Genomic DNA, 24,854 nt, shown 5'->3' with positions numbered 1-24,854 from the left:
CCACGTCGGAAGGCGGATCGATGACGGTAGTGGCGTTGGTCTTCACCGGGATCGCTGTGCTGCTGCACGGCTACATCTTCGTCATGGAATCGCTGCAGTGGACCGCACCGCGCACGCGAGCGACCTTCGGTACCTCCGCCCAGGAGGCGGAGGCCACCCGAGAAATGGCCTTCAACCAGGGCTTCTACAACCTGTTCCTGGCTATCGTCGCCGCGGTCGGCATGGGTTTCACCGCCTTCGGCGACGCCGGAATCGGGCTGGCGCTGGTACTGGCCGGGGCGGGTTCGATGGTGGCCGCGGGGCTGATCCTGCTGATCTCTTCGCCGGACAAGGCCCGGGCCGCCCTGATCCAGCTCACCCCGCCGCTGATCGGCTGCGCCGCGTTGGTGATCGCGCGCCTGTGACCTACTCCGGCCCGGCCCAGTCGGTGGTGGGGCCGGGTCGACGTGGTGGCCGCGCCACTGCTCGATGTGGACCTGCGGCCCCGCTGGATTCGTCGTTTTTCGGTCCGGCCGGTCAAAGGGTGATGATTTCGCACCCTAGGGTGCAGATCCCGGAAAATCGCCTAACGGCCCCCTCGAGTGTCCCGATGGAGTCAGCAGTACGCGCGCACTGCGCGGGGGATACAGAATCGAGGACATCATGAAGAAGACCGTGCGCATGGGAGCGCTGATCGCCGTCGCCGCAGCGCTGATCGTCGGATGCGGCGACGAGAGCGGTTCGGCCACCGGCACATCCACGTCCCGGGCCACCACGAGCACCCCGGTTCAGCCCGCACCCGGCACGGAGACCGAAGCCCCGGCCGCCGAACAGCCAGGCCCGACGGCCGGAAACCCCGGACCGACGGCGGGAAATCCCGGCCCGACCGCCGGAAACCCCGGACCCCAGCCCGGCGACGACATCAGCGGCCCCGATCGCTGCATCGATCCCGCGTCGGCCGGTGTGCAGAACGCGCTGGCCGGATTCGGTGGGGGCTGGGTCGCCGTGCAGGCGTCCCCCGATCAGCCCGGTAACTGCGGACAACTGCTGTGGGTCCGCGCCGTGGGCGGCAACTCCGCGGGCGCCCCGATCCACATCATGTTCTTCCACGAGGGGGCCTACCTGGGCACAGCCACGTCCGAGCCCTACGCCTTCACCCATGTGGCCGGGGCGAACGGCAACGCGGTCACCGTCGAGTACAAGTGGCTCGTCGGCGACGAACCCTTCGCCGCGCCCCAGGGCGGCCCCGCCACGATCACCTACACCTGGACCGGCTCGGGCGTCGCGATGAGCGACCCGCTGCCGCCGGAGGTCACCCAGCCGCACCGCTGACCCGGTTGGCCGTGCTGGTCAGGAGGCGTTGCGCTCCACCCGCAGGACCAGCACGGTGATCTCACTCGGCGCGAACACCCGCAGCTGCGGACCCCAGAATCCGGTGCCCCGACTGGTGTAGAGCTGCGTGTTGTCCGCATGGCGACTCAGCCCGGCGACGACCGGCTGATCGAGCCGGACCAGGTAGTGGAACGGCCAGATCTGGCCGCCGTGGGTGTGCCCGGAGATCTGCAGGGCCACCCCGGCGGCAGCGGCGTCGACGATCTGTTTGGGCTGATGGGCCAGCAGCACGACCGGCACGTCCGGATCGGCACCCTCGAGCGCGCGCGGCAGATCCGGGCCGTGGCCGGGCAGGATCGTGCCGGTCGGGTCGTCGATGCCGGCGATGACGAGCTGGTCCTCGCCCCGGGTGACGGTGCGGTGCTCGTTGTGCAGCGGCTGCCAGCCGAGCGAGGCCATGTGGTCCATCCAGCTCTCGGCATCACCGAAGTACTCGTGGTTGCCGGTGATGTAGAACCGGCCCAGCGGCGCGTCGACCTTGCCCAGCGGGTCGACCTGCGCGCTGCGCTGCTCGACCGAGCCGTCCGCGAGATCGCCCGTGTGCGCGACGATGTCGGGATTCTGCGCGTTGATCACGTCCACCACATCCTCCGACCAGCGCTGCCGGTCGAGAGCGGCGAAGTGGGTGTCGGTGACCACGACCATGCGCAGCCCGTCCATCCCGTCGGGCAGGCCGGTGATCGCGACCTCGACGGTGCGTACCTGCGGTACCTTGCGCGCCTCGTACACGCCCCAGGAACTCAACGAGACCGCTACCACCGCCACGCCGACCGCGACGATCTTCGCGGCCAGCCTGCCGTCGACCCCGCCGACCGCGAGCACCCCGCGCACGAACACACCGATCACCGACCAGCAGAACACCACCCACAGCACGCCGAGCGCGGTGTCACCGATGATCGACGCCGGATCGGACTGCATCGGTCCGTGTCCGAGGAACATCGCCAGGGGCAGGCCGATGACCCCGAGCACGCACAGTGCGGTGCCGATCCGGAACAGCGGCCCGCTGCCGCCGGTGGGCGCCGCGACCAGCGTCCACCACGGCACCGCGAACATCACGGCGGGGACCAGCAAGAACAACAGCAGTTGCACAGCGAGCTTCACGGGGTTCCGTCCTGGGCAGGGTCGCCCGGTGGCGCGACCACGAATCGACCACCCAGCCTAGCGTCCAGCTCCGCGACCGGGTCGCCCAGAATCCGTCGGCGACGGTAAACCGCCTGATCGGGTGTCGCGAGGTCGACGGCGACGAGCACGCGCCCGCCGTGCGCGACTCGACGAACTCGGTGGTCCGGATCGACGCGCCCCCGACCGATGTCCGTCACCTGTCACGGCGGCGGTCAGCGGGGACGGCGCAGTTCGGTGACCGCGATGCGCGCGGCCTCGCCGATGGCCGCATCGACCACAGGCAGCATCGGATCGGCGCGGGCCGCCCGCGTGAAGACCGCCACCGCGACCGGGGTTTCGCCGGGGAACTCCACGACAGCCACTTCGTTGCGGATCACCCCGATGGTCCCGGTCTTGCCCGCGACCAGCACTCCTCGATGGGGGAAGGCGGCGGCTATCCGATGCGGCCAGATCTGGCGTCCCATCACCGAGCGAACGAATTCGACACTCGCGGTCGACAACACCTCGCCAGTCCACAGCCGCCGCAGCAGCCGGGTCATCTCCTCCGGTGTCGTCGCGCTCGCATAGGAGGGGTCGTATGCCGCAACGGTCCAGGCTTCGTCGTTGTCGGCCAATGCGGCGAACGCCTCGGCGGTACTGTGCGTGTCGGTGTCACGCACCAGGCTTCGATGCTGGTCCGCGGTCCCGCCGAGTACCCGCGTCTCGGTCAGATCGAGTTCGTCGACCAGCTCGGTCATCGCGGCGAGACCGACTTCACCGAGCAGCACGTCGGCGGCCGCGTTGTCGGACACCGTCATCATCGATGTCGCCAGATCCCGGCGACTCAACGTCACCGGATCATGCAATGCGGCGAGGCCGGTGGGCCCCGGCGTGCACTCGGCCGGATCGATGGTGAGCCGAGCCGTCGGGTCGATCGTTCCGTCCTCGACCCGTCGGCAGAACGCCACCAACAGCAACACCTTGTACACCGACGCGAGCACCACCCGGTCCCGACCGTCCACGCAGACCTCCGCGCCGGAATCATCACACCGGCGGGCATGTAACCATCCGCTGCAACCGGCATCGGCGAAGACCGCGCGAATCCGGCCCACCGTGCCATCGGACGACCTCGCGCGTGTGCTGCCCCTGGCGACCGCATCGCCACGTCGTGGCCCGCCGCGGACACCGTCGGCGTGCGGCGCGTTCATCGCAGCCGCTCCCGGTACAGCACCCGATCCAGCGCATCTGCCTGCGTCTCGGCATCGGCGCGCCGAACCACCCTGACCCGCAGGGCAACCGACTGCGGTGCCAATGTCATCCAGGCCACCCCGGGCGTCGGGGTCGGCGGTGTCGCCGTCAATCCGAAACTCGATCCCGCGGCGACCGCGGCGAGCACCGCCCGATCATCGGCGGCGGCGAGCGGCTCGGCGTCGAGTCCGCGCTCGCGCAGCAGATCGCGCACGCTGTCGAAGGCGGGCGGGTTGGCCGAACGCGGTGGATGCGCGAACCGCAGGCCGGCCAGCATCGGGAAGGTGGGCCGCTCGGCGGTGGTGGTGCGATGCCGGCCGGGCACGACCAGCCAGCGCGGCAGCTTCACCACCGGCCCGGCCTCGACGCCGTCGACCAAGGCGGGATGCTCGATCACCGCGACATCGCACACCCCCGCGCGCACCTCGGCGACGAGATCGACGGTCGGCCTCAGCGTCGTGGACACCTCGGCGCCGTCCACCCGCAACGCCGTGACGCAGGCGGCGACCAGCCGATCAGGCAGCGCCGTCGTCGCCGCGAACCGCACCGACCCGCTGAGCTGGGCGATCCGCCGCGATTCGGCGAGCAGCCGATCGGCATCGTCGACGAGCAGCCGGGCGCGCGGCAGTAGCTGCCGCCCCGCCTCGGTGAGCATCGCGCCCTGGCTGGTGCGGTGGATGAGCTCGACCTCGAGATGCTGTTCGAGCCGGCGCAGACCCTGCGAGAGCGGCGGTTGGGTCATCTGCAGCGCGGCTGCCGCCTTCCCGAAATGGCCCTCGTCCGCGACGGAGACGAAGAACCGGAGATGGCGGAGCAGATCCATGACGGCCATTGAACCAGCGCGGCCGTTCTCGCCACGCCGATCGACCGGAAATCCGCTGGTCCACCCACCCGGTTCCGCCCACGCCGACCTGCCCCGATATCGAACGCGACTCGGACGCGCCGAGACCGGGTATTGGCCGCGAGCAGGCCGACGATGGTGTGGTGCACCGGTGACCACCTACACCCCATCCCACCGCGTGTTCCCGATCCGCAGGCGCCTCGCCGCCGTCGCCATGGCCATGGCCGCGGTAGCCGTGACCGCCTGCTCGACCAGCACCGAATCCGCCGTCCCCGAAACCGCGACAACGCTGGCAGCCACCCCGTCGTTCGCCGACCTGGAGTCGGAATACGGTGTCCGCCTGGGCCTTTCGGTGGTCGACACCGGTACGAACACCGCCGTCGATCACCGTGCCGACGAGCGCTTCCCGATCGCCTCGATGTTCAAGGGCATCGCCTGCGGCGCGCTGTTGCAGGCCCATCCGCTCGACACCGGCTACTTCGACAAGGTCATCCACTACACCGCCGACGATCTCGTGGAGTATTCCCCGGAAACCGAGCAGCACGTCGAGACCGGGATGACCGTCGCCGAACTCTGTCATGCCGCGATCACCGTCTCCGACAACACCGCGGGCAACCTGCTCCTGCGCGAACTCGGTGGACCGGAGGGATTCACCGCCTTCGTCCGTACCCTCGGTGACACCGTCACCCGCCTCGACCGCTGGGAGACCGAACTCAACACCGCCATCCCCGGCGACGAACGCGACACCACCACCGCGGCCGCCATCGCCGCTGACTATCGCGCCCTCGTCCTGGGCACCGCTCTGCCCGCACCCGAACGCGCGCAACTCGCCGACTGGTTGCGGGCCAACACCACCGGCGGCGAGCGCATCCAGGCCGGGGTGCCCGCTGACTGGACCGTCGGCGACAAAACCGGCACCCCCGCTTACGGCACCGCCCTCGATGTCGCCATCGCCTGGCCACCCGGTCGCGAGCCGATCGTGCTCGCGGTGCTGTCCACCAAGTCCGAGCGAGACACCGACCCCTCGAACGAGAGCATCGCCGAGGCGACCAGGCTCGCCGTGGATGCGCTCGGCCGATGACCGAAACCTGTCGGACCCCGCCGCTATGTTGAGCGAAACCGTCGAGGAAGGGGAGCGAGCATGGCCGTGGTACTGGTGAATCCGGAGGGACTGCCGCAACCGGAGGTGTATCGGCAACTTTCGATCGCGAGCGGCTCCCGGCTGGTCTTCCTCGCCGGACAGGTGGCGCGCGACGGTGAAGGCAATCCCGTCGGCGCGGGCGATTTCGCCGCACAGGTCGAACAGGCCTACCTCAACATCGGCACCGCGCTCGCCGCGATCGGCGGTTCGTTCGATGACGTCGCGAAGCTGACCATCTACGTCGTGGACTGGGGGCCGGACAAATACCCGCTGCTCGGCGAGGGCGTGGCACGAGCCGCGGCCAAACTCGGCGTCGACCCCGTCAAGCCGATCACCCTGCTCGGCGTGGCCGCGCTGGGTGAGCCGGATCTGCTGGTCGAAGTCGAGGCCACCGCCGTGCTCGACTGAGCGGCGGCGGTTGGGCCGCGCGTGATCGTTGGCACGCCGACGGCCGGTGACAGGGGGCGGGGCCAGAGGTGATGCGGGGTCGCGCACCAACGTGACCAGCGCGGAGCCGGTCAGCGGGGCGCGGTGGTGATCCGACGGTCCGCTGACCGGCGTCCGAACGGGCGATGAACCGTTTCCGTAGGAGTGGCAGGCAGGGCGAGGGCTCGATATGCTCTGCCGCGTTATCGAAACGTGCTGTGATGCCGCGTGTTCGATGGAGCGATCGGCGGTTGGGGGCCTGTGAGTACTGCGGAAGTCACGCCGATGGCACCGGTGGGGGAGTTCGTGCCCCGCGGTGAATCCGGGGGCTACGCGGGATATGTCGTGTTCGGTGCCGGTGTGGCCATTGTCGCGATCGCGGCGGTGACCGCGGTGTTCGCTCCGCAAGACATCGGCATTCCGGTGCTGGCCGCGGCACTCGGCGCGGTTCTGATCGGTTGCCCCGCGGTCTTCGTCGCCCTGCGCCAGCGCGCGCACGCCGCCACCGCCCGCGCCACCGCCCAGCGCGCCGAACAACAGGTGGCGGCCACCGTCGCCGAGGCGAGCACCCGCATCGCCAAGGCCGAGGAACACTCCGCCGCCTACGCCTGGGAAGCGCAGGAGAACGCGCGGCGCGGCGCGGCGGCGCTGGCCGCGTTCGCCGGCGCCGCGGGGCGCATCCAGGCGATGACCACCAGCATGCTGGCCGAACTGCGCGAGATGGAGCACCGGCACGCCGATCCCCGGGTGCTCACCGACCTGCTGCACATCGACCACCGCACCGCCCAGGCCGGGCGCCTCGCCGACAGCATCGCCGTGCTCAGCGGCGCTCGCACCGGTCGCCGCTGGGCGAAACCGATTGCGATGGAATCCATTCTGCGCGGTGCGATGGGCCGGGTCGCCGGATACCAGCGCGTGCGACTGCGCGCGGTCGCCGAAGTGGGCGTCGCCGGACACGCCGCCGAGGGCGTCATGCACACCCTCGCCGAACTGCTCGACAACGCCTGCAACTTCTCTCCGCCCACCACCGAGGTGCACGTTTACGCCGCGGAAGTGCCAGCGGGCGTGGTGATCACGATCGAGGACAGCGGCTTGGTGATGAGCGATTCGGCGCTGCGCCGCGCCGAGGCCGCCGTCACCGGCCGCGACCACAAGGGCAAGGGCACCGACCTCGCTTCGCTGTCGGGCACCAGGCTCGGACTCGCCGTGGTCGGCCACCTGGCCCGCAAGCACGAACTGACCGTGTCCTACCGGCCCTCGGCCATCGGCGGCACCGCCGTGGTCGTCGTCGTCCCGCGCGAACTCACCGCGCGCGCCGAGCGCCGCAGCCACACGCCCAATCAGCTCACCGCGCCCACCCCGCGCCCCACCGACACCCAGCTCACCACCCTCGGCCAGTTCAGTACCCCGACCCCGCGCGCCCAGCACACCAGGGCCGACACCCCAGACCTCGGCTGGGCCGACACCGTCGGGCAGCACGCGCGACCCGCGCCGGAGCAGCCGGCGGTCCCACCTCGGACCGCCGACACCCCCGCCCTGCCCCGCCGCCGCCGCGGCGACACCCTGGCCCAGGTTCATCCCGAAGGTCTGACCAGTACGCCGCCCGCGCCGGCCGCACCGGCCAGGCCTGGCGCACTGGGCGCCTTCCAACGTTCCGCGCCCGGCCACGGGCACGAATCAGGCAGCGCCGCCGCCGCTTCCGACCCCCTGGAGGACCGATGACCACCACCGCACCCACGAACCTGAGCTGGCTGCTCGAGAAGCTGCTCGCTCGCACCCCGCGCACCCGGCACGCCCTGCTGCTGTCCGGTGACGGCCTCAAGATCTGCCACACCCCGGAACTCGACGTCGATCGCGCCGACCAGCTGGCCGCCATCGCCGCCGGATTCCAGAGCCTGTCGCACGGGGCCTCCGTCGAGTTCGGTGACGGGCGTGGCGGTGTTCGCCAGTCGATGACCGAGTTCTACGGCGGCATCCTGTTCGTGGTCGAGGCGGGGCGCGGCGCGCATTTAGCGGTGGTCGCGGCCGAGGACGCCGACGCGGGCCTGGTCGGGCACACCATGCACGAGCTGGTCGAGCAGCTCGGCGAGCATATGGCTGCCCAACCCAGACACGGAGCGCCGAATTGACCAGGGCGGGCCGCGACGACGATCCCGACCGGTTCTACACGCTGACCGGCGGACGCACCCCGGTCACCGAGGATTTCGACCTGGTCACCCTGGTGGTCAGCGAGTCGGCGCCCACCGCGGGCATGACGTCGGAGCAGGTGGCGATCCTGGACATGTGCCGGGCGCCGACCGCGGTGGTGGAGATCGCGGCGGAACTACGGCTGCCGGTCGGTGTCGCCACCGTGGTGCTGTCGGATCTGCTGCACGCGGGCAAGATCACCGTCCGTCCGCCGCTGTCGGCGGCGATGTCGCTGGACGCATCCACTCTGGAAAAGGTGCTCGTTGGACTCCGCAAGCTCTGAAGACAAGCCCGAGCGTGCCCGTGCTCCGCTGAATTCCACGGCCAGGCACGGGTTGAAGATCGTCGTCATCGGTGGATTCGGGGTCGGCAAGACGACCCTGGTCCGCTCGGTGAGCGAGATCCGGCCGCTCGACACCGAGGCGACCATGACCGATGTCGGCGAGGGCATCGACGACGCCACCGCGGTGCCGGGCAAGTCGACCACCACCGTCGCCTTCGACTTCGGCCGTATCACCCTCGATGACGAGCACGTGCTGTATCTGTTCGGTGCCCCGGGGCAGCAACGGTTCTGGTTCCTGTGGGACCGGCTGTTCGCGGGCGCGCTCGGCGCGATCGTGCTTGTCGATCAGCGCCGGATCGCCGACTCCTGGTACGCGATCGACCGGCTCGAACACCAGGGCACGCCCTTCGTGGTGGCCTGCAACGACTTCGGTGACTCGCACGCCCCGCAGGACGTGCGCGACGCGCTCGACCTCGACCCCGCGGTGCCGCTGCTGATGTGTGACGCGCGCTCGCGCGAATCGAGCAAACAGGTGCTGATCGCCCTGGTCGAGCATCTGTATTCCGCTGTCCCGCAGGGGGAAACCATTTCATGAGCACATCGACCGGCACCGGCGCGTGCCCGATCACCGGCGCGGTTCCGCTGAGCGGACCCGAGTTCCACATCGAACCGCACGAGGTCTACCGGCGGATGCGGCGCGAGCACGGTCCGGTCGTCTCGGTCGAACTGCCCGGCGGCTTCCCGGCCTGGCTGATCATCGGCTACCGCGAACTGCACCAGGTGACCAGCGACCCGCTGCTGTTCCCGCGCGATGTCTCGCTGTGGAACCAGTGGGGCCGGGTGCCCGACGACTGGCCGCTGCTGCCGATGGTCGGCCGGCCCATGCCCTCGATCTACTTCACCGCCGGCGCCGAACATCGCAGGCATCTGGCGATGGTGGAACCCGCGCTCGACGCGGTGGATCACTTCGAATTGCGCCGCGCCTGTGAGGAACTCGCCGACCGGCTGATCGACGGCTTCTGCGGACGCGGCACCGCCGACCTGGTGGCCGAGTTCGCCGAATCGCTGCCGGTGCTCGCGCTGGCCCGCATCCTCGGCCTGCCCGACTCCGACGCCGCCGACCTGGTGCTGGTCATGAAGGCACTCGCCGACGGCGGCGCCGACGCCCAGGCCGGGCACGCGCGCTTCGCCGAGCACATGGTGCGCCTGGTGGCGACCAAGAAGGTGCACCCCGCGGGCGATCTGGTCTCGCTCATGCTGGCCGACCCGGAGCCGTTCACCGACGAGGAATACATGATGGACCTGATGGCCATCACCGCCGCCGGTCAGCTGCCGACGGCAGACTGGATCGGCAGCGCCATGCGGTTGATGCTGGTCGACGACCGGTTCTCCGCGGCGCTGGGCGGTGGCCGGCGCAGCGTCGGACAGGCCATGAACGAGGTGCTCTGGGAAGAAGGACCCACCTCGATCCTGGCCGGGCGGTGGGCCGCGCGCGACACCCGCCTCGCCGATCGGACGATCCGCGCCGGCGACATGCTGCTGCTCGGCCTCGCCGCGGCCAATCTCGATCCGCATGTGCGCCAGTCGTTCACCGACGGCGATGTGGTGCCCACCGGCAACAACGCGCACTTCGCGTTCAGCTATGGCGAATACCGCTGCCCGTTCCCGGCGCAGCAGATCGCCGAGATCATCGCCAGGACCGGGATCGAGGTGCTGCTCGACCGGCTCCCCGATGTCGACCTGGCGGTTCCCGCCGAGCACCTGACCCGGCGACCTTCGGCATTTCTACGGGGCATGACCGCACTGCCCGTTCGTTTCACACCAGTTCGACCCGTCGGAGGTTCCACGTGAGTTCGCAATGCCCTTTCGCCATCGACCCGATGGTCGGTGACCTCGACGGCGAGACCGCCCGACTACGCGAGCAAGGCCCGATCACCCGGATCGACCTGCTCGGTGTCCCGGCCTGGACCGTCACCGATCACGCCGTCGCCCGACAGCTCACGACCGATTCCCGCCTGGTCAAGGACATCGACGCGTGGTCGCTGTGGACCGATGGCGTGGTGACCCGCCAGTGGCCGCTGATCGGCATGATCGCCGCCGGTCGCTCCATGTTCACCGTCGACGGTCCCGAGCACCGTCGCCTACGGCTCAAGACCGCGCAGGCGCTGGCCCCGCGTCGCCTGGAGAACCTGCGCCCGGTGATCGAACGGCTCACCGTGGAACTGCTCGACGATCTCGAGGCCGCCGGGACCGATGGCGCGCCGGTCGACCTCAAGTCGGTCTTCGCCTACGCGCTGCCGATGCGGGTCGTCGGCGAGCTGATGGGCGTCGACCGGGAGGACCATCCGCAGCTGCTGCAGTGGTACAAGGCGTTCTTCTCGGTGATGACCCCGCAGGACGAGCGGCTGCGGGTGATCGACGAGCTCGACGTGTACTTCACCGATCAGGTCCGCCAGAAGATCGCGAATCCCGGCGACGATCTCACCTCGGCGTTCATCGTCGCCGACGAGGAGGGCGGCGAGCCGCTCACCGAGGAGGAGGCGATCGGCAATATCAAGGCCCTGGTCGCCGCCGGGCACGAGACCACCGTCAGCCTGATCGTCAACACCGTGCGCGCGCTGCTCAGTGAACCCGAGCAGCTGGCGAAAGTCCTTGCCGGAGATGTGGAGTGGAAGCAGGTGATCGAGGAGTCGCTGCGCTGGGACGGCCCGGTCACCCACCTGCTGATGCGCTTCGCTACCGAGGACATCACCGTCGGCGACACCGTGATCGCCAAGGGTGAGGGCGTGGTGATGTCCTATCGCGCCATCGGCCGCGACACCACGGTGCACGGCGAGACCGCCGACGACTTCGACGTGACCCGCCCGACCGCCAACCGCCACCTGGCCTTCGGCTACGGTCCGCACATCTGCCCCGGCGCCGCGCTCTCGCGGCTCGAGGCGGCCATCGCGCTGCCCGCGCTGTTCGAGCGGTTCCCGCACCTGCGGCTGGCCGTCCCCGAGACCGAGCTCGGCAACCTGCCGGTGCTCACGCAGAACGATCTGGCCGCCCTGCCGATCCACCTGAGCTGACCGGCGCAGCGTCGCGCCCGGTGGGTTTCCACCCCGGGCGCGACGCACCTACGTCCTACAGGCCCAGATCGCGGCCGATCAGTTCCTTCATGATCTCGTTGGAACCCGCCCAGATCTTGGTGACCCTGGCATCCATCCAGGCCCGTGCGACCCGGTACTCACGCATGTACCCGTAGCCGCCGTGCAGTTGCACGCACGCGTCGAGCACCTCGTTCTGCACCTGCGCCGACCACCACTTCGCCTTCGCGGCATCGACAGCCGACAACGTGCCGGCCGCGTGCGCGGCCACCCCCTGATCGACGAACGCCTGCGTCACTTCGATTTTGGTGACCAGCTCGGCGAAAAGGAATTTGTTGTATTGGAAGCTGCCGATCTGCTGTCCGAAAGCCTTGCGCTCCTTGGCATAGGCGAGCGTCTCGTCCAGGATCGCGGCGGCGTGGGCCAGATTGGAGACCGCGGCGCCGATGCGTTCCTGCGGCAGCCGCTCCATCATGGCGATGAAGCCGCGGTCGACCTCGCCGATCCGGTTGGCGTCGGGGACCCGCACATTGTCGAAGAACAGTTCGGCCGTATCGGATTCGGGTTGGCCCACTTTGTCGAGCTTGCGGCCGCGGGTGAACCCGTCCATGCCGTTCTCCACGGCGAAGAGGGTGATGCCCTTGGCCTTCTTCTCCGGGCTGGTGCGGGCGGCGACGATGACCAGGTCGGCGTTGAAACCGTTGGTGATGAACGTCTTCGAGCCGTTGACGATCCAGTCGTCGCCGTCGCGCACGGCGGTGGTCTTGAGCGCGGCCAGGTCCGAACCGCCGGACGGCTCGGTCATGCCGATGGCGGTGACGATCTCACCGGTACAGAACTTGGGTAGCCAGCGCTGCTTCTGCTCGTCGGTGGTCAGCTCGACCAGGTACGGCGCGCACACGTCGTAGTGGATGCCGAACGAGGACGACAGGGCCGCGCTGGCCTTGGCCAGTTCCTCGCCGAGCACCGCGTTGAACCGGTAGTCACCCGCGTCGCTACCGCCGAACTCTTCGGGCACACCGAGGCCGAGGTAGCCGAGTTCGCCTGCTGCCAGCCAGGTCTCGCGATCGATCGCGCGCTCCTCGGCGAACCGTTCGGCGTTCGGTTCGATCGTGCGCTTGACGAATTCGGCGACCGAAGCGCGGAAGGCCTCGTGGTCCTCGGTGTAGACGGTGCGCTGCATGGGTGTCCTCTCTCAATCTTTGCGTTCGGGCCGTTCGCCCAGCAGAACCAGCGACGCGCGGACGACCTTGTCCGCGTCGGGTTCCTCACCGATGATCACGTCGGTGTAGATGAAGGTCTCGGTGATCCGCGACAGCAGCAGGGCCAGTTCCGGCACTGGCAGCGGCGGATCGAGTTCGCCCGCGGCGATCTCCTCGGTGAGCAGTTCGGCGATCACCGCGACGATGCGGCGCTGCACCGAGCTCGCCGTGGTGGTCAGCAGCCGCAGTGCCCGTTCGGGTTCGCGCTGCAGGAACTGGCGGAAGCCCTCGGAGGTGTTGGTCGCGTGCGCGAAATCGCCCAGCGCCGTGGCGATTCGGTGCGCGCCGCGACCTTGGGCGGCCTGGGCCGCGCGGCGCAGCGTGGGTTCGGCCACCGACCAGATCACCTCGGCCTGCAGCTCGTCGCGCCCGCCGACCCATCGGAACAGCGTCGCCCGGTTGACCCCGAGTTCTACGGCAAGTTCCTTCATCTCGAGTCGGCGCCCCGCGAGAAACCCCGCACGCGCCGCCCGGAACGCGGTCACGGCATCGGGTCGAGCGGCGACCTCCGCGAGCCGTTGCCCCAGCGCCGTCTGCTCCATGCCGCCACCTCCTGTGCCCGCCGCAACATTTTCCACAGTGTATGGCGTGTGCAACATCTGTCAATGTGTCGCATCGCTGAGGGCGCAAAAAACTCCCCGGTCGCGATGACCGGGGAGTTTCGCTGTAGCCCCGACGGGATTCGAACCCGCGCTACCGCCTTGAGAGGGCGGCGTCCTAGGCCGCTAGACGACGGGGCCAGAACTGTTCACCCTGGGGTGAACGTGCGGGTCATACGATAGCCGACGAGCGGTCGTTCGACCAAAACGGCAGGTTCGAGCCTCGCCATGCCCTCCTCTACTTCGAGACCGACGACCTCGACGCCGAGTTCGCCCGTCTCGTCCGCGCGGGTGTCGCGTTCGACCAGCCGCCCACCGACATGCCCTGGCTCTGGCGCGAAGCCAGACTCCGCGATCCCGTCGGCCACCGCCTCTGCCTCTTCCACGCTGGCGAGAACCGTCACAATCCCCCCTGGCGCGTGTAGACCATCGCGCGGCGATTGACGGACGCTCGGTGCCGGGGGAGGGTGGAGCGATGGCGGGAGGCGAGGTGCGTGACGGGGTCGCGATGAGCAATCTCGATCAGTTGCTGTTCGACGGAGCCGAGGCGACCAAGCGGGATCTGGTCGACTATCTCGAGTTCGTCGGGGAGCGATTGGTGCGGGTGTTGCGCGCGCGGGCGCTGTCGGTGGTGCGGGTGCGGCCGGGGCAGGAGCCGTTCATGCAGAAGAACCTGCCCAAGTACACGCCGGAATGGGTGCCGCGGGTGACGGTGTGGGCGGAGAGTTCGCATCGGGAGGTCACCTACGCGCTGGGTGACGATGTGCGGACCCTGCTCTGGTTCGGCAATCAGCGCGCGGTCGAATACCACCCCACCCTGCTGCCGGTTGAGCACAGTGCGGGCCCGACGCATCTGGTGCTCGATCTCGATCCCTCACCGGGCCAGACATTCCGGGATGCCGCGGCAGGCGCCCACCTGATTCGTGCGGCCCTTACCGCCGACGGCCTCGACGGCGCGGTGAAAACCAGCGGCGCCAAGGGTTTACACGTCTTCGTGCCCATCGAACCGGGCGTCGCGATCGAGGACGCGGCAGCGGCGACCAGAGCGATCGCGGCCAGAGCCGAACGGATCGACCCGAAACTGGGAACCACGGCCTTCATCCGAGAAGACCGCGAGGGCAAGGTGTTCCTCGATTCCACGCGGGCGGGCGGGGCCACCGTCATCGCCGCCTACAGCCCCCGAATCCGCCCTGGAGTCCCCGTCTCGTTCCCCTTGCGCTGGAACGACATCGACGACGTGACCCCCGCCGACTTCACCCTCCGCTCCGCCCCGAACCTCCTCGGTGACACCGACCCGTGGACAACGGAAATGCCCGCACCCCAGAAACTCCCACCCGATCTGATCGCCGAGGGCCACACCATCCCGATCGCCCGAGTTCAGGCGATGCACGAGGGTAAGCGCCGAGCCCGCGCACGCCGCGAGCAATGACCAAGTGGCTGGGGCGCCGGGACGGACTGATCTGAGTCGCATCGTGGTCGCAGCACAGCGCTGACGTCTTCTCGAGGCGAGGCAACAGCCGCACCGTTGGCCCGCACCGGCGCCCCACCACCGAGGAACAGCGTGCTCGATGTCGCCGACGACGGCCGCGGCTTCGGCGCCGCGAATCCGGCGGACCACGCCGAACACCGGGGACAGGGGCTACCGGCCATCCGTGCGCGCGTGGGCCGGCTGCCCGAGGATGCCGAGGGTAGTGCGCCGCGACATCCTCGGGCAGCTGGCCCAGGGCCTGGGCAACCGCGAGATCGTCCGCGCGCTGCACAACAGTGAGGCGACGGTGAAACCCACCTCGGCCGGATTGACGACAAATTGGGCGTAGGCACGCGTACCGCGGCCGTCGCGGTGGCCACCGAACGCCGCCTGCTCGCCTGAACGCGAGCGCGTCGTGCCCGATTTGTCGGGTGGTAAACGTGACCGGGCTCTCTATCACCGGGTGATCCCGGACACATAACATGCCTATAACAACAGTGCTGTGATTACGGATTTGTCACGGCCGACCAGCGGCGAACAGTGTCCCTTTGGACAATGTCCGCTACAGATGCCCACGTGATCGGGGCGTGATCTCAGCGTGCATCCCGGCTACATTCGGTCACGGCTTGAACAACAATCCGAGCCGAATCGAATCGCAGAACACCGGAAAGCCTGCCCCGTGATTCGAGGATCCCCGACATACCTGAGGGGCAGGGACGCGGTAGTTTCCATCACCGAGCCGGTGGGCGCAGGCAGGAAATACTTATGTCTTTGAATCGCAAGTTCACCCGTGTCCTCGGCTTCGCCGCTGTCGCCGGTGCCATGATCGCCGTTCCGGCCGGTCTGACCACCGCCACCGCCTCGGCGAACAACTGGGACGCCGTGGCGCAGTGCGAGAGCACGGGCAACTGGAACATCAACACCGGTAACGGCTACTACGGCGGCCTGCAGTTCTCGCAGAGCACCTGGGAGGCCTACGGTGGCACCGGCTACGCGCACAACGCCAGCCGCGAAGAGCAGATCCGCGTGGCCGAGAACGTGCTCGCCGGACAGGGCCCCGGCGCCTGGCCGACCTGCGGCGCCTACCTGTAAAGAGCGCTGACTGCAAGACTTTCCTTGTCGGGAAACGAATTGCCCGCTATTCGATGCACACATCGAATAGCGGGCTTTTTCGAGTCAATTTCGAATGAGTAGCGTGATTCCCGCGGCGATGAATGCCAGCGCGATGGCCGCGATGCCATAGGAGAGCTTGTAATTACGCAGTCCGGGGAGGAACCGGTCGAGCGCGAAAGCGCCTGCGCCGGTGAGGGCGAGGCTCGCCGCGGCGACCGCGAGAATCACTTCGTATTCGACGCCGTTCGGCGCGAAGAAGCTGCCCCATTTCACCGAGATCGCGTTGAGCATCGTGCCCAGGATCGCCGCGGCGGCCAGTGGGGTGAGCACCCCGAGGATCAATCCGATACCACCGAGGGTCTCGCTCAGGGCGGCGAGGAGGGGGAACATCCTGCCCGACGGGTAGCCGCTCGCGGTGAAGAAGCGATCGGTGCCGTCGAGCCCGCCGCCGTCGAACCAGCCGAACAGCTTCTGCGTGCCGTGTACGGCCATGATCGTACCGACGCCGAGGCGTAGCACGAGCAGACCGGAGCTGGTGGCCGTGGTCGATGTCGTCATGACGTGTGTCCTTCCGTGTCTGCCCGGCTCAGCCGATCTGAACCGAGCGTCGTGCCATCCCGAACCAGTAGCCGTCGATGACGGTCCGCAGGGAGTCGATGTCCTCGGCGCCCGCACCGAGGCTGAGGAACAGGGGAGCGAAGTGCTCGGTGCGCGGATGGGCCAGTCGTGGCGCGGGTGCGGTGTGCTCGAAGTCGAGTAGCGCGTCGAGATCGCGATCATCGAGCGCCCGGCGGCCCCAGTCGTCGAACTCGGCGGTGAACGAGTGCACGTGCTGGTCGTCGGGGGTGAGCGCCCGCAGGTTGTGGGTGAAGAACCCGCTGCCGATGATGAGCACGCCATCAGCGCGCAGCGGGGCGAGTGCGCGGCCGAGCTTCATCAGGTCCTGCGGATCCAGTGTAGGGATCGACAGTTGCAGAACGGGCACGTCGGCATCGGGATACATCTGGGTCAGTGGTACGTAGGCGCCGTGGTCGAGGCCGCGTTCGGCGGCGTCGGTGACCGTGCCACCGAGCAGCGCGCGTACCTGTCGCGCGAGGTCGGGTGCGCCTGGCGCCGGGTAGCGCACATCGTAGTAGCGCGGGGCGAACCCACTGAAGTCGTAGACCAGCGGCACCGTCGTGGTGGCGCCGAGGGCGATCGGGGCCGACTCCCAGTGCGCGGAGACGATGAGAATCGCTCGCGGATGCGGCAGGTCATCGGCCCATGCGGCCAGTTCGGCGGGCCAGGTGTCGTGGTCGATCAGCGGCGGGGCGCCGTGGGACAGGTAGAGCACCGGCATGGTCACGGTCGGCTCCTTCACGCTCGGTCAGTCTTGTTCAAATTTGAACAACCTCGCGTGCGATGCTATTCCGCGCCGGTGGCTAGGGTTGTGCGCATGGACGAACCCAGGTGGCTCGACGCCGAGGAGATGCGGCTGTGGGATCGATTCCTCGCCGCGGGCGCCCTCGTCGACCGCGCGGTCGACCAGCACCTGAAAACCGAAGGACTCTCCCACACTCAATACGAGGTCCTGGTCCGCCTGTCCGCCGAACCCGGCGGCGCCATGCGCATGACCGATCTCGCCGCCGCCCTCTACACCTCCAAGAGCGGCCTCACCTACCAGGTGGGCAAGCTGGAAGACGCCGGACTCGTCCGGCGTGTCGACGACGACACCGACGTCCGCGGCGTCAACGCCGTCCTCACCGAGGCCGGTCGGACCCGTCTCGTCGAGGTGGCACCCCACCACGTCGCCCTGGTCCGCCGAGTTTTCCTCGACGTCCTCGACCCCACCCAACGCGCCGCCATCACCGCCGGCCTCAGCGCCGTCGCCGACCGCCTCACCGACCGCCCGGACGCGGATCTGGACCGTTGATCACCATGCTCTGGTGACGCTGCTACTCCTCGGCGCGCTGGGGGTGGAGGCGGTGGACGGTGAGGGCGGCGGCGAGCATGCGGGAGTCGGTGGGGTCGGCGGGGTCGAGGCCGGTGACCTCGGCGATGCGGCGCAGGCGGTAGGTGAAGGTGTTGGGGTGGACGTGAATTCGGCGTGAGGCAGTCTTGCGGTCGGCGCCGTGACGGAGGTGGGCCTCGAGCGCTTCGATCAGGTGTGGGCTGGACAGGAGGGGAATCACTCGCTGGGCAAGGCGTTCTCGGGCCGGGCCCGGTCGGGTGAGCTGGTATTCGAGCAGCAGATCGTCGAGGCGGTAACAGCCGCCGGGGCGGCCGCGGAGCCGGGCCAGCTCGGTCAGTTCGCTCGCGTCCTTGGCCGCGGCCGGGATGGCTTCGCGGCTCACGCCGGAGAATTCGGCCAGATAGACCGTGACCCCGAACTGTTCGCTCAGCAGGGCGGCCAGGTCGTCGAAGCGCTGGGCGTCGAGGACGTCGGTTTCGGAGTTGTTGCTCAGCAACGCGATTCCGCTCGCACCGTCGAAGGTGGCCGGCGTGGTGGTGCCGGTGAGTTCGTCGAGCGCGCGCTGGAGCACGCGGATTCGACGTCGCGTCACCAGGTTCGCGGCGCTGCCGGGGCGGGGCGGTTCGCTCAGGTGGATCGCCAGCACCGTGTACTGCTCGGCGAGGAGCGTGTCGGCGCGCGCGGCCAGTTCCTCGGCGGGCAGCCCGCGCACCAGCGCCGAACACAGCTCGCGCCGCGCCTCGCGTTCGGCGTGGTAGATCGACTGCTCGACCTCGGTGTAGGTCTCCACGACGGTCATGTTGATGTGGCGCAGCAACTCCAGCAATCGGCCGAAGACCCGGAGGAACTCGCCCATCTCCGTCGGATCCGCCAACGCCGACGCCTCGGCGAGTACTGCCTGTGCGGACCCGTGGATCGCGCTGACCAGCATCGGCAGCGGTAGCCGGTCCTCGGCATGGCGTTCGGCGACCGGCGCCACGAACGCCGACACCTCGGCATAGGTGAACTCGCGGTCGGCGGCGATCGCCTCGAGCACCGCTCGACCGCAGGCGTAGATGGTGGGCAGAACTTCCGCGGTGAAATGGTCGGCGGGCAGTTCGGCGGGCGCGGTGGCGCCGAGGCCGTCGGCGAGGATGCGCTCGGCGATCTGCGGCCAGCGGGTCAGCAGACGGACAGTCAATGTGGGTGACGCGGAGACAGGGTGTTCGACGAGCATGTCCTGATTGTGTCCGAGAACAGGGCGATGGGGGGCACTCCGGTGGAAGTCGTACAGAACTTGGCGCCCGCGCCAAACCGCCGGCCGTTTTCTCGGTTCACGGTGCAGTGACAGCGATGTGGTGTGGGTCATAGATTCACAGAGCGCGTCCGAGCCGTCCGCTCGCCGACGCGGTTCTACGGAAGTGATACCCCTTGATTGCAACGACGCATTCCCTTCGCCGTGTCCTGTGTGGACTCGGCATCGCCACCGGCCTGATCGCGGGGCTCGCGACCGGCTCGGTCGCGGCTGAACCGACACTCGAACCGACCGTCGAGTCACTGGCCGAATACCTCGACAGCACGGTCGCCGCGGCACCCGACGGGCGCCGCCCGACCGCCATCGCCGACACCGGCAGCAGTTCGGGCAGCGGCACCGGCTCGGCGTCGACCAGCCGGTCCTCCGACACCATCGGTGAGGGCCCCGCGATGTCGGCCTACCTGCCCGCCTTCGGCTATGGGCTCCTGCATCCCGACGCCGCACCGCCCAAGGCCAACCGCTGGGACTGCAAACCCACCGCGGAGCGCCCACGCCCGGTCGTGCTGCTGCACGGGACCTGGCTCAACGCCTACGACACGTTCTCCTACCTGTCCCCGCGCGTCGCCGACGCCGGGAACTGCGTGTTCACCCTCAACTACGGCAAGTCCGCACTGCTGGAGGGCGGCGGCCTCGGCGCGATCCTGCCGGGCCGCAACGGTGTCGGCCCGATGGGCGAGTCCTCCCGTCAGGTCGCGACGTTCATCGATCGAGTCCTCGCCGCGACCGGCGCCGACCAGGTCGACATCATCGGCCATTCCCAGGGCGGCACGATCGCCAACCACTACCTCAAATTCGAGGGCGGCCAGGGCAAGGTCGGCAAGCTGATCACCTTCGGCGCCACCCATCGCGGCACCTCGCTGCTCGGCATCGCCTCGCTCGGTCGCATGATCAACAACGTCGGCATCGACATTCTCGGCTTCTACCGGCCGATCATCGGCGTCGCCAATGTGGAGCAGGTGGTCGGCTCACCGTTCTACGACACGCTCAACGCGGGCGGCCACACCGTCCCCGGTGTCGACTTCACCGTGGTCGGATCCCGCTGGGACGAGGTGATGAATCCGCTCGAATTGACCTTCCTGCACGCCGGTCCCGGCGCCACCGTCGACAACATCACCCTGCAGGAGGGCTGCGAACAGGACCTCTCCGATCACCTGACGATGATGTACTCGCCGCGCGCCATCTCGATCGCGCTGCGGGCCCTCGATCCCGTCGGCGACGCGCCGCTGGCCTGCGCGTTCAATCCCTGGTTCTTCGGCGGTGGCGGCAGCCTGTGACGATCATCGATCGCGTCGGCCCGGACTCGGACGTCACTGTCCGGTCCGGGGTGCCGCTCCTGCCGCCCGAGGATCCGTTCTATGCGGCTCCGCCCGGCGTCGAGCTGCTCGCGCCGGGGGAGGTGGTGCGGTCCCGTCCGGTGGAACTCGGACTGTTCGGGGTGGTCCGCCAGCGCATCACTGCCTGGCAATTGCTGTACCGCACGTGCGATCTCGACGATGCGCCGGAGGTCGCGGTGACCACCGTGTTGATGCCGTGGGGCGCCGATCCCCGGCAGGCGCGTCCGTTGGTGTCGTTCCAGTGCGCCATTGATGCCGTTGCCCCGCAGTGCTTTCCGTCGTACGCCCTGCGGCACGGGGCGGCGACCATCGGCTCGATCGCGCCGCTGGAACTGCCGATCGTCGCGATGGCCTTGCGGCAGGGGTGGGCGGTGTCGGTGCCCGATCACGAAGGGCTGGGTGGGCGTTTCGGCGCGGCCCGCGAGCCCGGATACCGTGCGCTGGACGGGATCCGGGCCGCCCTCGGTTTCGCTCCCTTGGGTCTGGCGGCCAGTACTCCCGTTGCCCTGTGGGGGTATTCGGGCGGTGGTCTGGCGACGACCTGGGCCGCAGAACTGGCCGAGGACTACGCCCCGGAGCTCACCATCGTCGGCGCCGCCGCCGGATCCCCGGTCGGTGATCCGGCGGCGGCGTTCGTCCGGCTCAATGGCGGCTGGTTCGCCGGATTCCCCGCCGCCTTCGTCGCCGGGCTGCGTCGCGCCTATCCCGAACTCGACGCGGTCCTGCACGATCACCTCGACGAGCGCTACCGCGCCCTGCTCGGGGAGGCCGAGCGGCGCAGCACCTTCGCCCTGCTGCTGCGCTTCGCCCGCCGCGACGTCACCCGGCATCTGCGCGACGGCATGGCCGGACTGCTCGCCGAACCGGCCCTGCGCCGCATCCTCGCCGACATCGAACCCGGTACCCGCGCACCCGCCGCCCCGCTCCTGGTGGTCCAGGGCGTGCACGACGAGGTGATCGCCGTCGCCGACATCGACGCCCAGGTCGAGCGCTACCGGGCCGTGGGCGCCACCGTCCACTATCTGCGGGTACGTCGCGGCGCCCACCTGTCCCTCGAATTCCTCGCCGTTCCGGTGATCCTCGACTGGCTCACCGACCGCTTCGCCGCCCGCCCGGTCACCCACGGCACCACCACCATCGCCTCGATCGCCCGCACTCCCACCACCGTGCGCACCCACCTCGACTTCCTCACGCTGGTCGCTCAGATGCTCGGCGGCCGACCGGTTCGCGGCAAGCGCCCGGAGTAGCTGTGACCCGACGTAGCGCAATCGAGATTGGCGCCCCGATTTCCATGGGCATTGGAAACTCGGCCTTATCTGATTGCGAAACATGAATCTCAAAGATTTCTCATATTACCCTCAGGATGATGCTGTATTCGCGCATAAGGCCAGGTAGTGATAGATTTCGATGGGTTGTTGTTACGAGAGTCACGAAATCGGAAATTCGGTAACTCGGAGTGTTCGTGGGTCGATGTTCCCTCTGTAAGCCAGCTCCGGCTGGGCCTATGCGAGAAACAGAGGAATTACCATGATCCCCGTTATCATCGACACCGGTAGCGCCGCCCTGAACGGCCTCTTCGACACCTTCGGCGCTGCCCTCCACGGCCTGGTCGACACCCTGTGGACCGGCTCCTTCGGCGGCTGATCACGCCGCACAGGTCGATGAAACGACCGGGTCCGCCCTGACGCGTGACCGACGAGAAGGCCCCGCACCTGTCCGGCGGATTCCAGGTGTGGGGCCTTCCGCGGTGATCGACCCGTCACCGTCGCGCCTCGCCTCGCCCATGGCGCCATCGCCCCGCTGTCTCCGGTCCGGATCTCACTGGTATCAGTGCCGGTGCGCCACACTCGCGCGCGCGAGGTGTGTCGGTCCGTGCGGTCCGCCGCAGTGGCCGGAGTCGCTGTCGCGAACGCCGATGTCGAGCAGCTTCGGGCTGGCGTGGTCGACCTGCAGGGTGACGTGCTCGATGTGGTGTTCGTGGTCGAGCATGTGCGCGATGTCCTCGCGGACGGCGTGGCAATCGTGGCCGGTTCGCACCAGCACGTGTGCCGAGAGCGCGGGGGAGCCGGAGGTGATCTCCCAGATGTGCAGGTCGTGCACCTCGGTGACGCCGTCGCGATCGGCCATGTCGCGGCCGATCCGCTCGGGATCGAGATGTTCGGGGGCGGCCTCGAGGAAGATCCGGCTGGACTTGCGGATCAGGCCGACACCGGCCTTGGTCATCAGCGCCACCACGATCAGGGTCGCGATCACGTCGGCCCGCACCCAGCCGGTCAGGATGATGACCAGGCCCGCGACCGCGGTCGCGATGAACGCGTACAGGTCGTTGAGGATGTGCTGGAACGCGCCCTCGATATTGAGACTGGTGCGATCGGCCCGGCTGATCATCCAGGTGGCCAGCACATTCACCGCGACACCCACCAGTGCGGTGATCAGCACCAGCGGACCGTGCACGTCCGGCGGCTCGAACAGTCTGCGGATCGCCTCGTAGCCCAGCCACAGCGCCAGCAGTAGCAGCGTGAGGCCATTGGCCTGCGCCGAGAGGATCTCCACCCGCTTCCAGCCGAAGGTCATCCGTCCGGTCGCCGGCCGCGCCGCGAGCCGGATCGCCACCAGGGCGAGCACGATGGAAGCGGCATCGGTGGTCATGTGCGCCGCATCGGACAACAGGGCCAGCGACTGGGCGATGATGCCGACGATCACCTCGCCGATCAGGAAGGTGACGATCACCGCCAGCGCCCCGGCCAGCCAGCGTTTGTCGCTGTTGGCCGACACCCCGTGGTCGTGTCCGTGTCCTGCGCCCATCGCGTTCCCTTCTCCCCGCCATTCGATCGTCGCCATAGTATGCACACATGTCTATATATGCAATTTGCTCGTTGCCGAGTGGCACGCGATGTCCGAATCGTCGCTGGTCACCGCCCTGCGGGCGGGGGTGTTCGCACCGGAGTTCAGCCTAGGCCCGAGCGCGCGATCGTGGTGTAGCCACGTCCCGCGTGGTCAGTCCGGATCGGGCCAGTTCGCCTCGACGATCAACCGCCCCGACTCTCGCATCAGCGCGTACTGCGCGGCGATCAGGTCGGACGGATAGGTCGGCCAGAACGACACCGCCCCCGTCTCCTTGTCGATCACGTGTACCGAACCGCCCACCGGGATCGGTCGATCCGATGGCGCGTGCAGTGGCCGCACGTCGAAAACGGTGAAACCGTCGGCGAATTCGACGATATGCCGGTCGGTTTCCGGAATCTCGCCGGGCAGATGTTCGGCCGCGATGCGGATGGCTTCTTCTCGATCGACCGGCGTGCGTGCGTCGGTCGGGTATGCATGGATGTCCACGTACTCAGCTCCTCGTCGCGATTCTCGCCGCCGACGCGCGATCGTGTCAGCGATTCGGGCGAAGCCGGAAAAGGAACGAGCCCGGTGGCCCTGCTCCCCCCTCCTGGAGCAGGCCCGGCCGGGCTCGTGGGAAAAGTGTCGCGCGCCGGGCCATCAGGATCCTGAAGAGTCGCTTAACGCGACCGTTGTCATCGGAGGCGCCTGCGGCGATAACCGAACATGACGGAGAACTCCTGCGGTCCGCACTGCGCGCGACTGTGTACCACAGACGGGCTGGCCGAGGTGCTGGCCGCCGATCGTGGCCTGCTGCACTGGCGGGCGCTGCGCGACCTCGGTGATTCCGGGCTGGCCGAGCACGCGGTGCAGGAGGCATTACTGCGCGGGTGGCGGGCCTGCGGTGACTTCGACGCGCGCAAGGGCAGCGTGCGGACGTGGCTGCTGGCGATCGAACGCAATGTCGTCGTCGACATCGTACGGGCGCGCGCGATCCGGCCCGGTGATGTGGGCTGGGCCGACATCACCGAGGTGACCGGTTGCGGCGGGCCGGATTTCGCCGATGGTCTGGTCGACGGGTTGCTGGTCGATGACCTGCTGTCGAGGCTGCCGGAGCCGCAGCGCGCGGCCGTGGTCGAGGTGATCCTGCGCGATCGTGGCTACCGGGAAGTGGCCGAGGATTTCGGTGTTCCGGTCGGCACCGTGAAGACCCGGGTGCACTACGCGCTGCGTTCACTGCGTCAATTGCCCGAAGTTGCCTGACCGTCGCCCAGATCGCCCATTTGGGCGTTTTACCAGCGGAAACGGATCGTTGGGCGC

Annotated in this window: 28 protein-coding genes and 1 tRNA gene; 18 read left to right on the top strand and 11 right to left on the bottom strand. The window is 68.7% G+C overall.

Annotation, left to right across the window (positions count from 1 at the left end; genetic code table 11):
* The first annotated feature begins 20 nt into the window (after positions 1 to 20).
* Positions 21 to 404, top strand: coding sequence for a DUF1304 domain-containing protein (locus tag BOX37_RS23695; protein WP_071929557.1), 384 nt, complete (start codon positions 21 to 23; stop codon positions 402 to 404).
* Positions 405 to 642: 238 nt separating this feature from the next.
* Positions 643 to 1,311 (top strand): LppP/LprE family lipoprotein, encoded by a 669-nt coding sequence (locus BOX37_RS23690; protein WP_084760020.1) that lies wholly within the window; start codon positions 643 to 645, stop codon positions 1,309 to 1,311.
* 18 nt (positions 1,312 to 1,329) lie between these two features.
* Here BOX37_RS23690 and BOX37_RS23685 read toward each other — a convergent pair whose 3' ends face one another.
* From BOX37_RS23685 to BOX37_RS23670, 3 genes are all read right to left on the bottom strand, one after another.
* Positions 1,330 to 2,472, bottom strand: a complete 1,143-nt coding sequence (locus tag BOX37_RS23685) for a metallophosphoesterase (protein ID WP_240505031.1) — start codon at positions 2,470 to 2,472, stop codon at positions 1,330 to 1,332.
* A 233-nt stretch (positions 2,473 to 2,705) separates the two neighbouring features.
* Entirely contained in the window at positions 2,706 to 3,680 is a 975-nt protein-coding gene (locus BOX37_RS23675) for a serine hydrolase (RefSeq protein WP_084760018.1), read from the bottom strand.
* Complete coding sequence (locus tag BOX37_RS23670) at positions 3,677 to 4,552, bottom strand: LysR family transcriptional regulator (protein WP_206045705.1); 876 nt, start codon at positions 4,550 to 4,552, stop codon at positions 3,677 to 3,679. The genes BOX37_RS23675 and BOX37_RS23670 overlap by 4 nt, the downstream gene beginning before the upstream one ends.
* A gap of 223 nt (positions 4,553 to 4,775) precedes the next feature.
* Here BOX37_RS23670 and bla point away from each other — a divergent pair, with 223 nt between their 5' ends.
* The 8 genes from bla to BOX37_RS23630 all read left to right on the top strand — a co-directional run bounded on the left by bla (position 4,776) and on the right by BOX37_RS23630 (position 11,669).
* The gene (gene bla / locus BOX37_RS23665; RefSeq protein WP_071931818.1) at positions 4,776 to 5,642 is read left to right on the top strand and encodes a class A beta-lactamase; all 867 of its coding nucleotides are present in this window, start codon (positions 4,776 to 4,778) and stop codon (positions 5,640 to 5,642) included.
* 60 nt (positions 5,643 to 5,702) lie between these two features.
* Positions 5,703 to 6,110 (top strand): RidA family protein, encoded by a 408-nt coding sequence (locus tag BOX37_RS23660; RefSeq protein ID WP_071929555.1) that lies wholly within the window; start codon positions 5,703 to 5,705, stop codon positions 6,108 to 6,110.
* A gap of 279 nt (positions 6,111 to 6,389) precedes the next feature.
* Positions 6,390 to 7,850, top strand: coding sequence for a sensor histidine kinase (locus BOX37_RS23655; protein ID WP_240505029.1), 1,461 nt, complete (start codon positions 6,390 to 6,392; stop codon positions 7,848 to 7,850).
* Entirely contained in the window at positions 7,847 to 8,257 is a 411-nt protein-coding gene (locus BOX37_RS23650; RefSeq protein WP_071929554.1) for a roadblock/LC7 domain-containing protein, read from the top strand. Before BOX37_RS23655 ends, BOX37_RS23650 begins: the two co-directional genes overlap by 4 nt.
* On the top strand, positions 8,254 to 8,598 hold the full coding sequence (locus BOX37_RS23645; protein ID WP_071929553.1) for a DUF742 domain-containing protein: 345 nt from the start codon (positions 8,254 to 8,256) through the stop codon (positions 8,596 to 8,598). The genes BOX37_RS23650 and BOX37_RS23645 overlap by 4 nt, the downstream gene beginning before the upstream one ends.
* A gap of 28 nt (positions 8,599 to 8,626) precedes the next feature.
* Positions 8,627 to 9,193: a GTP-binding protein gene (locus BOX37_RS23640; protein WP_156910774.1), complete on the top strand. Its 567-nt coding sequence runs from the start codon at positions 8,627 to 8,629 to the stop codon at positions 9,191 to 9,193.
* On the top strand, positions 9,190 to 10,449 hold the full coding sequence (locus BOX37_RS23635) for a cytochrome P450 family protein (RefSeq protein ID WP_071929551.1): 1,260 nt from the start codon (positions 9,190 to 9,192) through the stop codon (positions 10,447 to 10,449). Before BOX37_RS23640 ends, BOX37_RS23635 begins: the two co-directional genes overlap by 4 nt.
* The gene (locus tag BOX37_RS23630) at positions 10,446 to 11,669 is read left to right on the top strand and encodes a cytochrome P450 family protein (RefSeq protein ID WP_071929550.1); all 1,224 of its coding nucleotides are present in this window, start codon (positions 10,446 to 10,448) and stop codon (positions 11,667 to 11,669) included. The genes BOX37_RS23635 and BOX37_RS23630 overlap by 4 nt, the downstream gene beginning before the upstream one ends.
* Positions 11,670 to 11,724: 55 nt before the next feature.
* Here the strand turns inward: BOX37_RS23630 and BOX37_RS23625 are convergent, their stop codons facing one another.
* From BOX37_RS23625 to BOX37_RS23615, 3 genes are all read right to left on the bottom strand, one after another.
* Complete coding sequence (locus BOX37_RS23625) at positions 11,725 to 12,870, bottom strand: acyl-CoA dehydrogenase family protein (protein ID WP_071929549.1); 1,146 nt, start codon at positions 12,868 to 12,870, stop codon at positions 11,725 to 11,727.
* Between the two features lie 12 nt (positions 12,871 to 12,882).
* Complete coding sequence (locus BOX37_RS23620; RefSeq protein WP_071929548.1) at positions 12,883 to 13,491, bottom strand: QsdR family transcriptional regulator; 609 nt, start codon at positions 13,489 to 13,491, stop codon at positions 12,883 to 12,885.
* Positions 13,492 to 13,616: 125 nt separating this feature from the next.
* Positions 13,617 to 13,689 (bottom strand) — tRNA-Glu (locus tag BOX37_RS23615).
* A gap of 38 nt (positions 13,690 to 13,727) precedes the next feature.
* On the opposite strand from BOX37_RS23615, the gene BOX37_RS23610 reads away from it, so the two are divergent.
* The 4 genes from BOX37_RS23610 to BOX37_RS23590 all read left to right on the top strand — a co-directional run bounded on the left by BOX37_RS23610 (position 13,728) and on the right by BOX37_RS23590 (position 16,108).
* A complete protein-coding gene (locus BOX37_RS23610; RefSeq protein WP_084760017.1) occupies positions 13,728 to 13,973 on the top strand; it encodes a VOC family protein in 246 nt (81 codons plus the stop codon).
* Between the two features lie 50 nt (positions 13,974 to 14,023).
* A complete protein-coding gene (locus BOX37_RS23605) occupies positions 14,024 to 14,977 on the top strand; it encodes a DNA polymerase domain-containing protein (protein ID WP_071929547.1) in 954 nt (317 codons plus the stop codon).
* Between the two features lie 262 nt (positions 14,978 to 15,239).
* Positions 15,240 to 15,365, top strand: a complete 126-nt coding sequence (locus BOX37_RS35865) for a helix-turn-helix domain-containing protein (RefSeq protein ID WP_276207214.1) — start codon at positions 15,240 to 15,242, stop codon at positions 15,363 to 15,365.
* 416 nt (positions 15,366 to 15,781) lie between these two features.
* Positions 15,782 to 16,108, top strand: coding sequence for a transglycosylase family protein (locus BOX37_RS23590; protein ID WP_071929545.1), 327 nt, complete (start codon positions 15,782 to 15,784; stop codon positions 16,106 to 16,108).
* Between the two features lie 84 nt (positions 16,109 to 16,192).
* Here BOX37_RS23590 and BOX37_RS23585 read toward each other — a convergent pair whose 3' ends face one another.
* Together BOX37_RS23585 and BOX37_RS23580 are read right to left on the bottom strand one after the other, a co-directional pair.
* The gene (locus BOX37_RS23585) at positions 16,193 to 16,687 is read right to left on the bottom strand and encodes a DoxX family protein (protein WP_071929544.1); all 495 of its coding nucleotides are present in this window, start codon (positions 16,685 to 16,687) and stop codon (positions 16,193 to 16,195) included.
* A 28-nt stretch (positions 16,688 to 16,715) separates the two neighbouring features.
* On the bottom strand, positions 16,716 to 17,468 hold the full coding sequence (locus BOX37_RS23580) for a dioxygenase family protein (RefSeq protein WP_071931816.1): 753 nt from the start codon (positions 17,466 to 17,468) through the stop codon (positions 16,716 to 16,718).
* Between the two features lie 96 nt (positions 17,469 to 17,564).
* Between BOX37_RS23580 and BOX37_RS23575 the strand changes: the two genes are divergently transcribed.
* Positions 17,565 to 18,041 (top strand): MarR family winged helix-turn-helix transcriptional regulator, encoded by a 477-nt coding sequence (locus BOX37_RS23575; protein WP_071929543.1) that lies wholly within the window; start codon positions 17,565 to 17,567, stop codon positions 18,039 to 18,041.
* A 22-nt stretch (positions 18,042 to 18,063) separates the two neighbouring features.
* Here BOX37_RS23575 and BOX37_RS23570 read toward each other — a convergent pair whose 3' ends face one another.
* Positions 18,064 to 19,296, bottom strand: a complete 1,233-nt coding sequence (locus BOX37_RS23570) for a PucR family transcriptional regulator (protein WP_071929542.1) — start codon at positions 19,294 to 19,296, stop codon at positions 18,064 to 18,066.
* 194 nt (positions 19,297 to 19,490) lie between these two features.
* Here BOX37_RS23570 and BOX37_RS23565 point away from each other — a divergent pair, with 194 nt between their 5' ends.
* Positions 19,491 to 20,648, top strand: a complete 1,158-nt coding sequence (locus BOX37_RS23565) for an esterase/lipase family protein (protein ID WP_071929541.1) — start codon at positions 19,491 to 19,493, stop codon at positions 20,646 to 20,648.
* Positions 20,645 to 21,955: a lipase family protein gene (locus tag BOX37_RS23560; protein ID WP_240505028.1), complete on the top strand. Its 1,311-nt coding sequence runs from the start codon at positions 20,645 to 20,647 to the stop codon at positions 21,953 to 21,955. The genes BOX37_RS23565 and BOX37_RS23560 overlap by 4 nt, the downstream gene beginning before the upstream one ends.
* 580 nt (positions 21,956 to 22,535) lie before the next feature.
* Here BOX37_RS23560 and BOX37_RS23555 read toward each other — a convergent pair.
* Entirely contained in the window at positions 22,536 to 23,513 is a 978-nt protein-coding gene (locus BOX37_RS23555) for a cation diffusion facilitator family transporter (protein WP_071929540.1), read from the bottom strand.
* 192 nt (positions 23,514 to 23,705) lie between these two features.
* A complete protein-coding gene (locus BOX37_RS23550; protein WP_071929539.1) occupies positions 23,706 to 24,041 on the bottom strand; it encodes a hypothetical protein in 336 nt (111 codons plus the stop codon).
* 219 nt (positions 24,042 to 24,260) lie between these two features.
* Here BOX37_RS23550 and BOX37_RS23545 point away from each other — a divergent pair, with 219 nt between their 5' ends.
* Positions 24,261 to 24,797: a sigma-70 family RNA polymerase sigma factor gene (locus BOX37_RS23545; protein ID WP_071929538.1), complete on the top strand. Its 537-nt coding sequence runs from the start codon at positions 24,261 to 24,263 to the stop codon at positions 24,795 to 24,797.
* Positions 24,798 to 24,854: the final 57 nt, after the last annotated feature.

Origin of the sequence: Nocardia mangyaensis, from assembly GCF_001886715.1 — a bacterium.
In the GTDB taxonomy this organism is placed as follows: Bacteria; Actinomycetota; Actinomycetes; order Mycobacteriales; family Mycobacteriaceae; genus Nocardia; species Nocardia mangyaensis.
Note: the sequence above shows the minus strand (reverse complement) of the source record. Positions and strands in the feature narration are given on the sequence as shown.

What these genes read in the sequence shown, in the direction of transcription:
- BOX37_RS23695 (WP_071929557.1), top strand. Translation starts at nt 21, where the DNA reads ATGACGGTAGTGGCGTTGGTCTTCACCGGGATCGCTGTGCTGCTGCAC.
- BOX37_RS23690 (WP_084760020.1), top strand. Translation starts at nt 643, where the DNA reads ATGAAGAAGACCGTGCGCATGGGAGCGCTGATCGCCGTCGCCGCAGCG.
- BOX37_RS23675 (WP_084760018.1), bottom strand. Translation starts at nt 3,680, where the DNA reads ATGAACGCGCCGCACGCCGACGGTGTCCGCGGCGGGCCACGACGTGGC.
- BOX37_RS23670 (WP_206045705.1), bottom strand. Translation starts at nt 4,552, where the DNA reads ATGGCCGTCATGGATCTGCTCCGCCATCTCCGGTTCTTCGTCTCCGTC.
- bla (WP_071931818.1), top strand. Translation starts at nt 4,776, where the DNA reads ATGGCCATGGCCGCGGTAGCCGTGACCGCCTGCTCGACCAGCACCGAA.
- BOX37_RS23660 (WP_071929555.1), top strand. Translation starts at nt 5,703, where the DNA reads ATGGCCGTGGTACTGGTGAATCCGGAGGGACTGCCGCAACCGGAGGTG.
- BOX37_RS23650 (WP_071929554.1), top strand. Translation starts at nt 7,847, where the DNA reads ATGACCACCACCGCACCCACGAACCTGAGCTGGCTGCTCGAGAAGCTG.
- BOX37_RS23635 (WP_071929551.1), top strand. Translation starts at nt 9,190, where the DNA reads ATGAGCACATCGACCGGCACCGGCGCGTGCCCGATCACCGGCGCGGTT.
- BOX37_RS23625 (WP_071929549.1), bottom strand. Translation starts at nt 12,870, where the DNA reads ATGCAGCGCACCGTCTACACCGAGGACCACGAGGCCTTCCGCGCTTCG.
- BOX37_RS23620 (WP_071929548.1), bottom strand. Translation starts at nt 13,491, where the DNA reads ATGGAGCAGACGGCGCTGGGGCAACGGCTCGCGGAGGTCGCCGCTCGA.
- BOX37_RS23605 (WP_071929547.1), top strand. Translation starts at nt 14,024, where the DNA reads ATGGCGGGAGGCGAGGTGCGTGACGGGGTCGCGATGAGCAATCTCGAT.
- BOX37_RS23590 (WP_071929545.1), top strand. Translation starts at nt 15,782, where the DNA reads ATGTCTTTGAATCGCAAGTTCACCCGTGTCCTCGGCTTCGCCGCTGTC.
- BOX37_RS23585 (WP_071929544.1), bottom strand. Translation starts at nt 16,687, where the DNA reads ATGACGACATCGACCACGGCCACCAGCTCCGGTCTGCTCGTGCTACGC.
- BOX37_RS23580 (WP_071931816.1), bottom strand. Translation starts at nt 17,468, where the DNA reads ATGCCGGTGCTCTACCTGTCCCACGGCGCCCCGCCGCTGATCGACCAC.
- BOX37_RS23575 (WP_071929543.1), top strand. Translation starts at nt 17,565, where the DNA reads ATGGACGAACCCAGGTGGCTCGACGCCGAGGAGATGCGGCTGTGGGAT.
- BOX37_RS23570 (WP_071929542.1), bottom strand. Translation starts at nt 19,296, where the DNA reads ATGCTCGTCGAACACCCTGTCTCCGCGTCACCCACATTGACTGTCCGT.
- BOX37_RS23555 (WP_071929540.1), bottom strand. Translation starts at nt 23,513, where the DNA reads ATGGGCGCAGGACACGGACACGACCACGGGGTGTCGGCCAACAGCGAC.
- BOX37_RS23545 (WP_071929538.1), top strand. Translation starts at nt 24,261, where the DNA reads ATGACGGAGAACTCCTGCGGTCCGCACTGCGCGCGACTGTGTACCACA.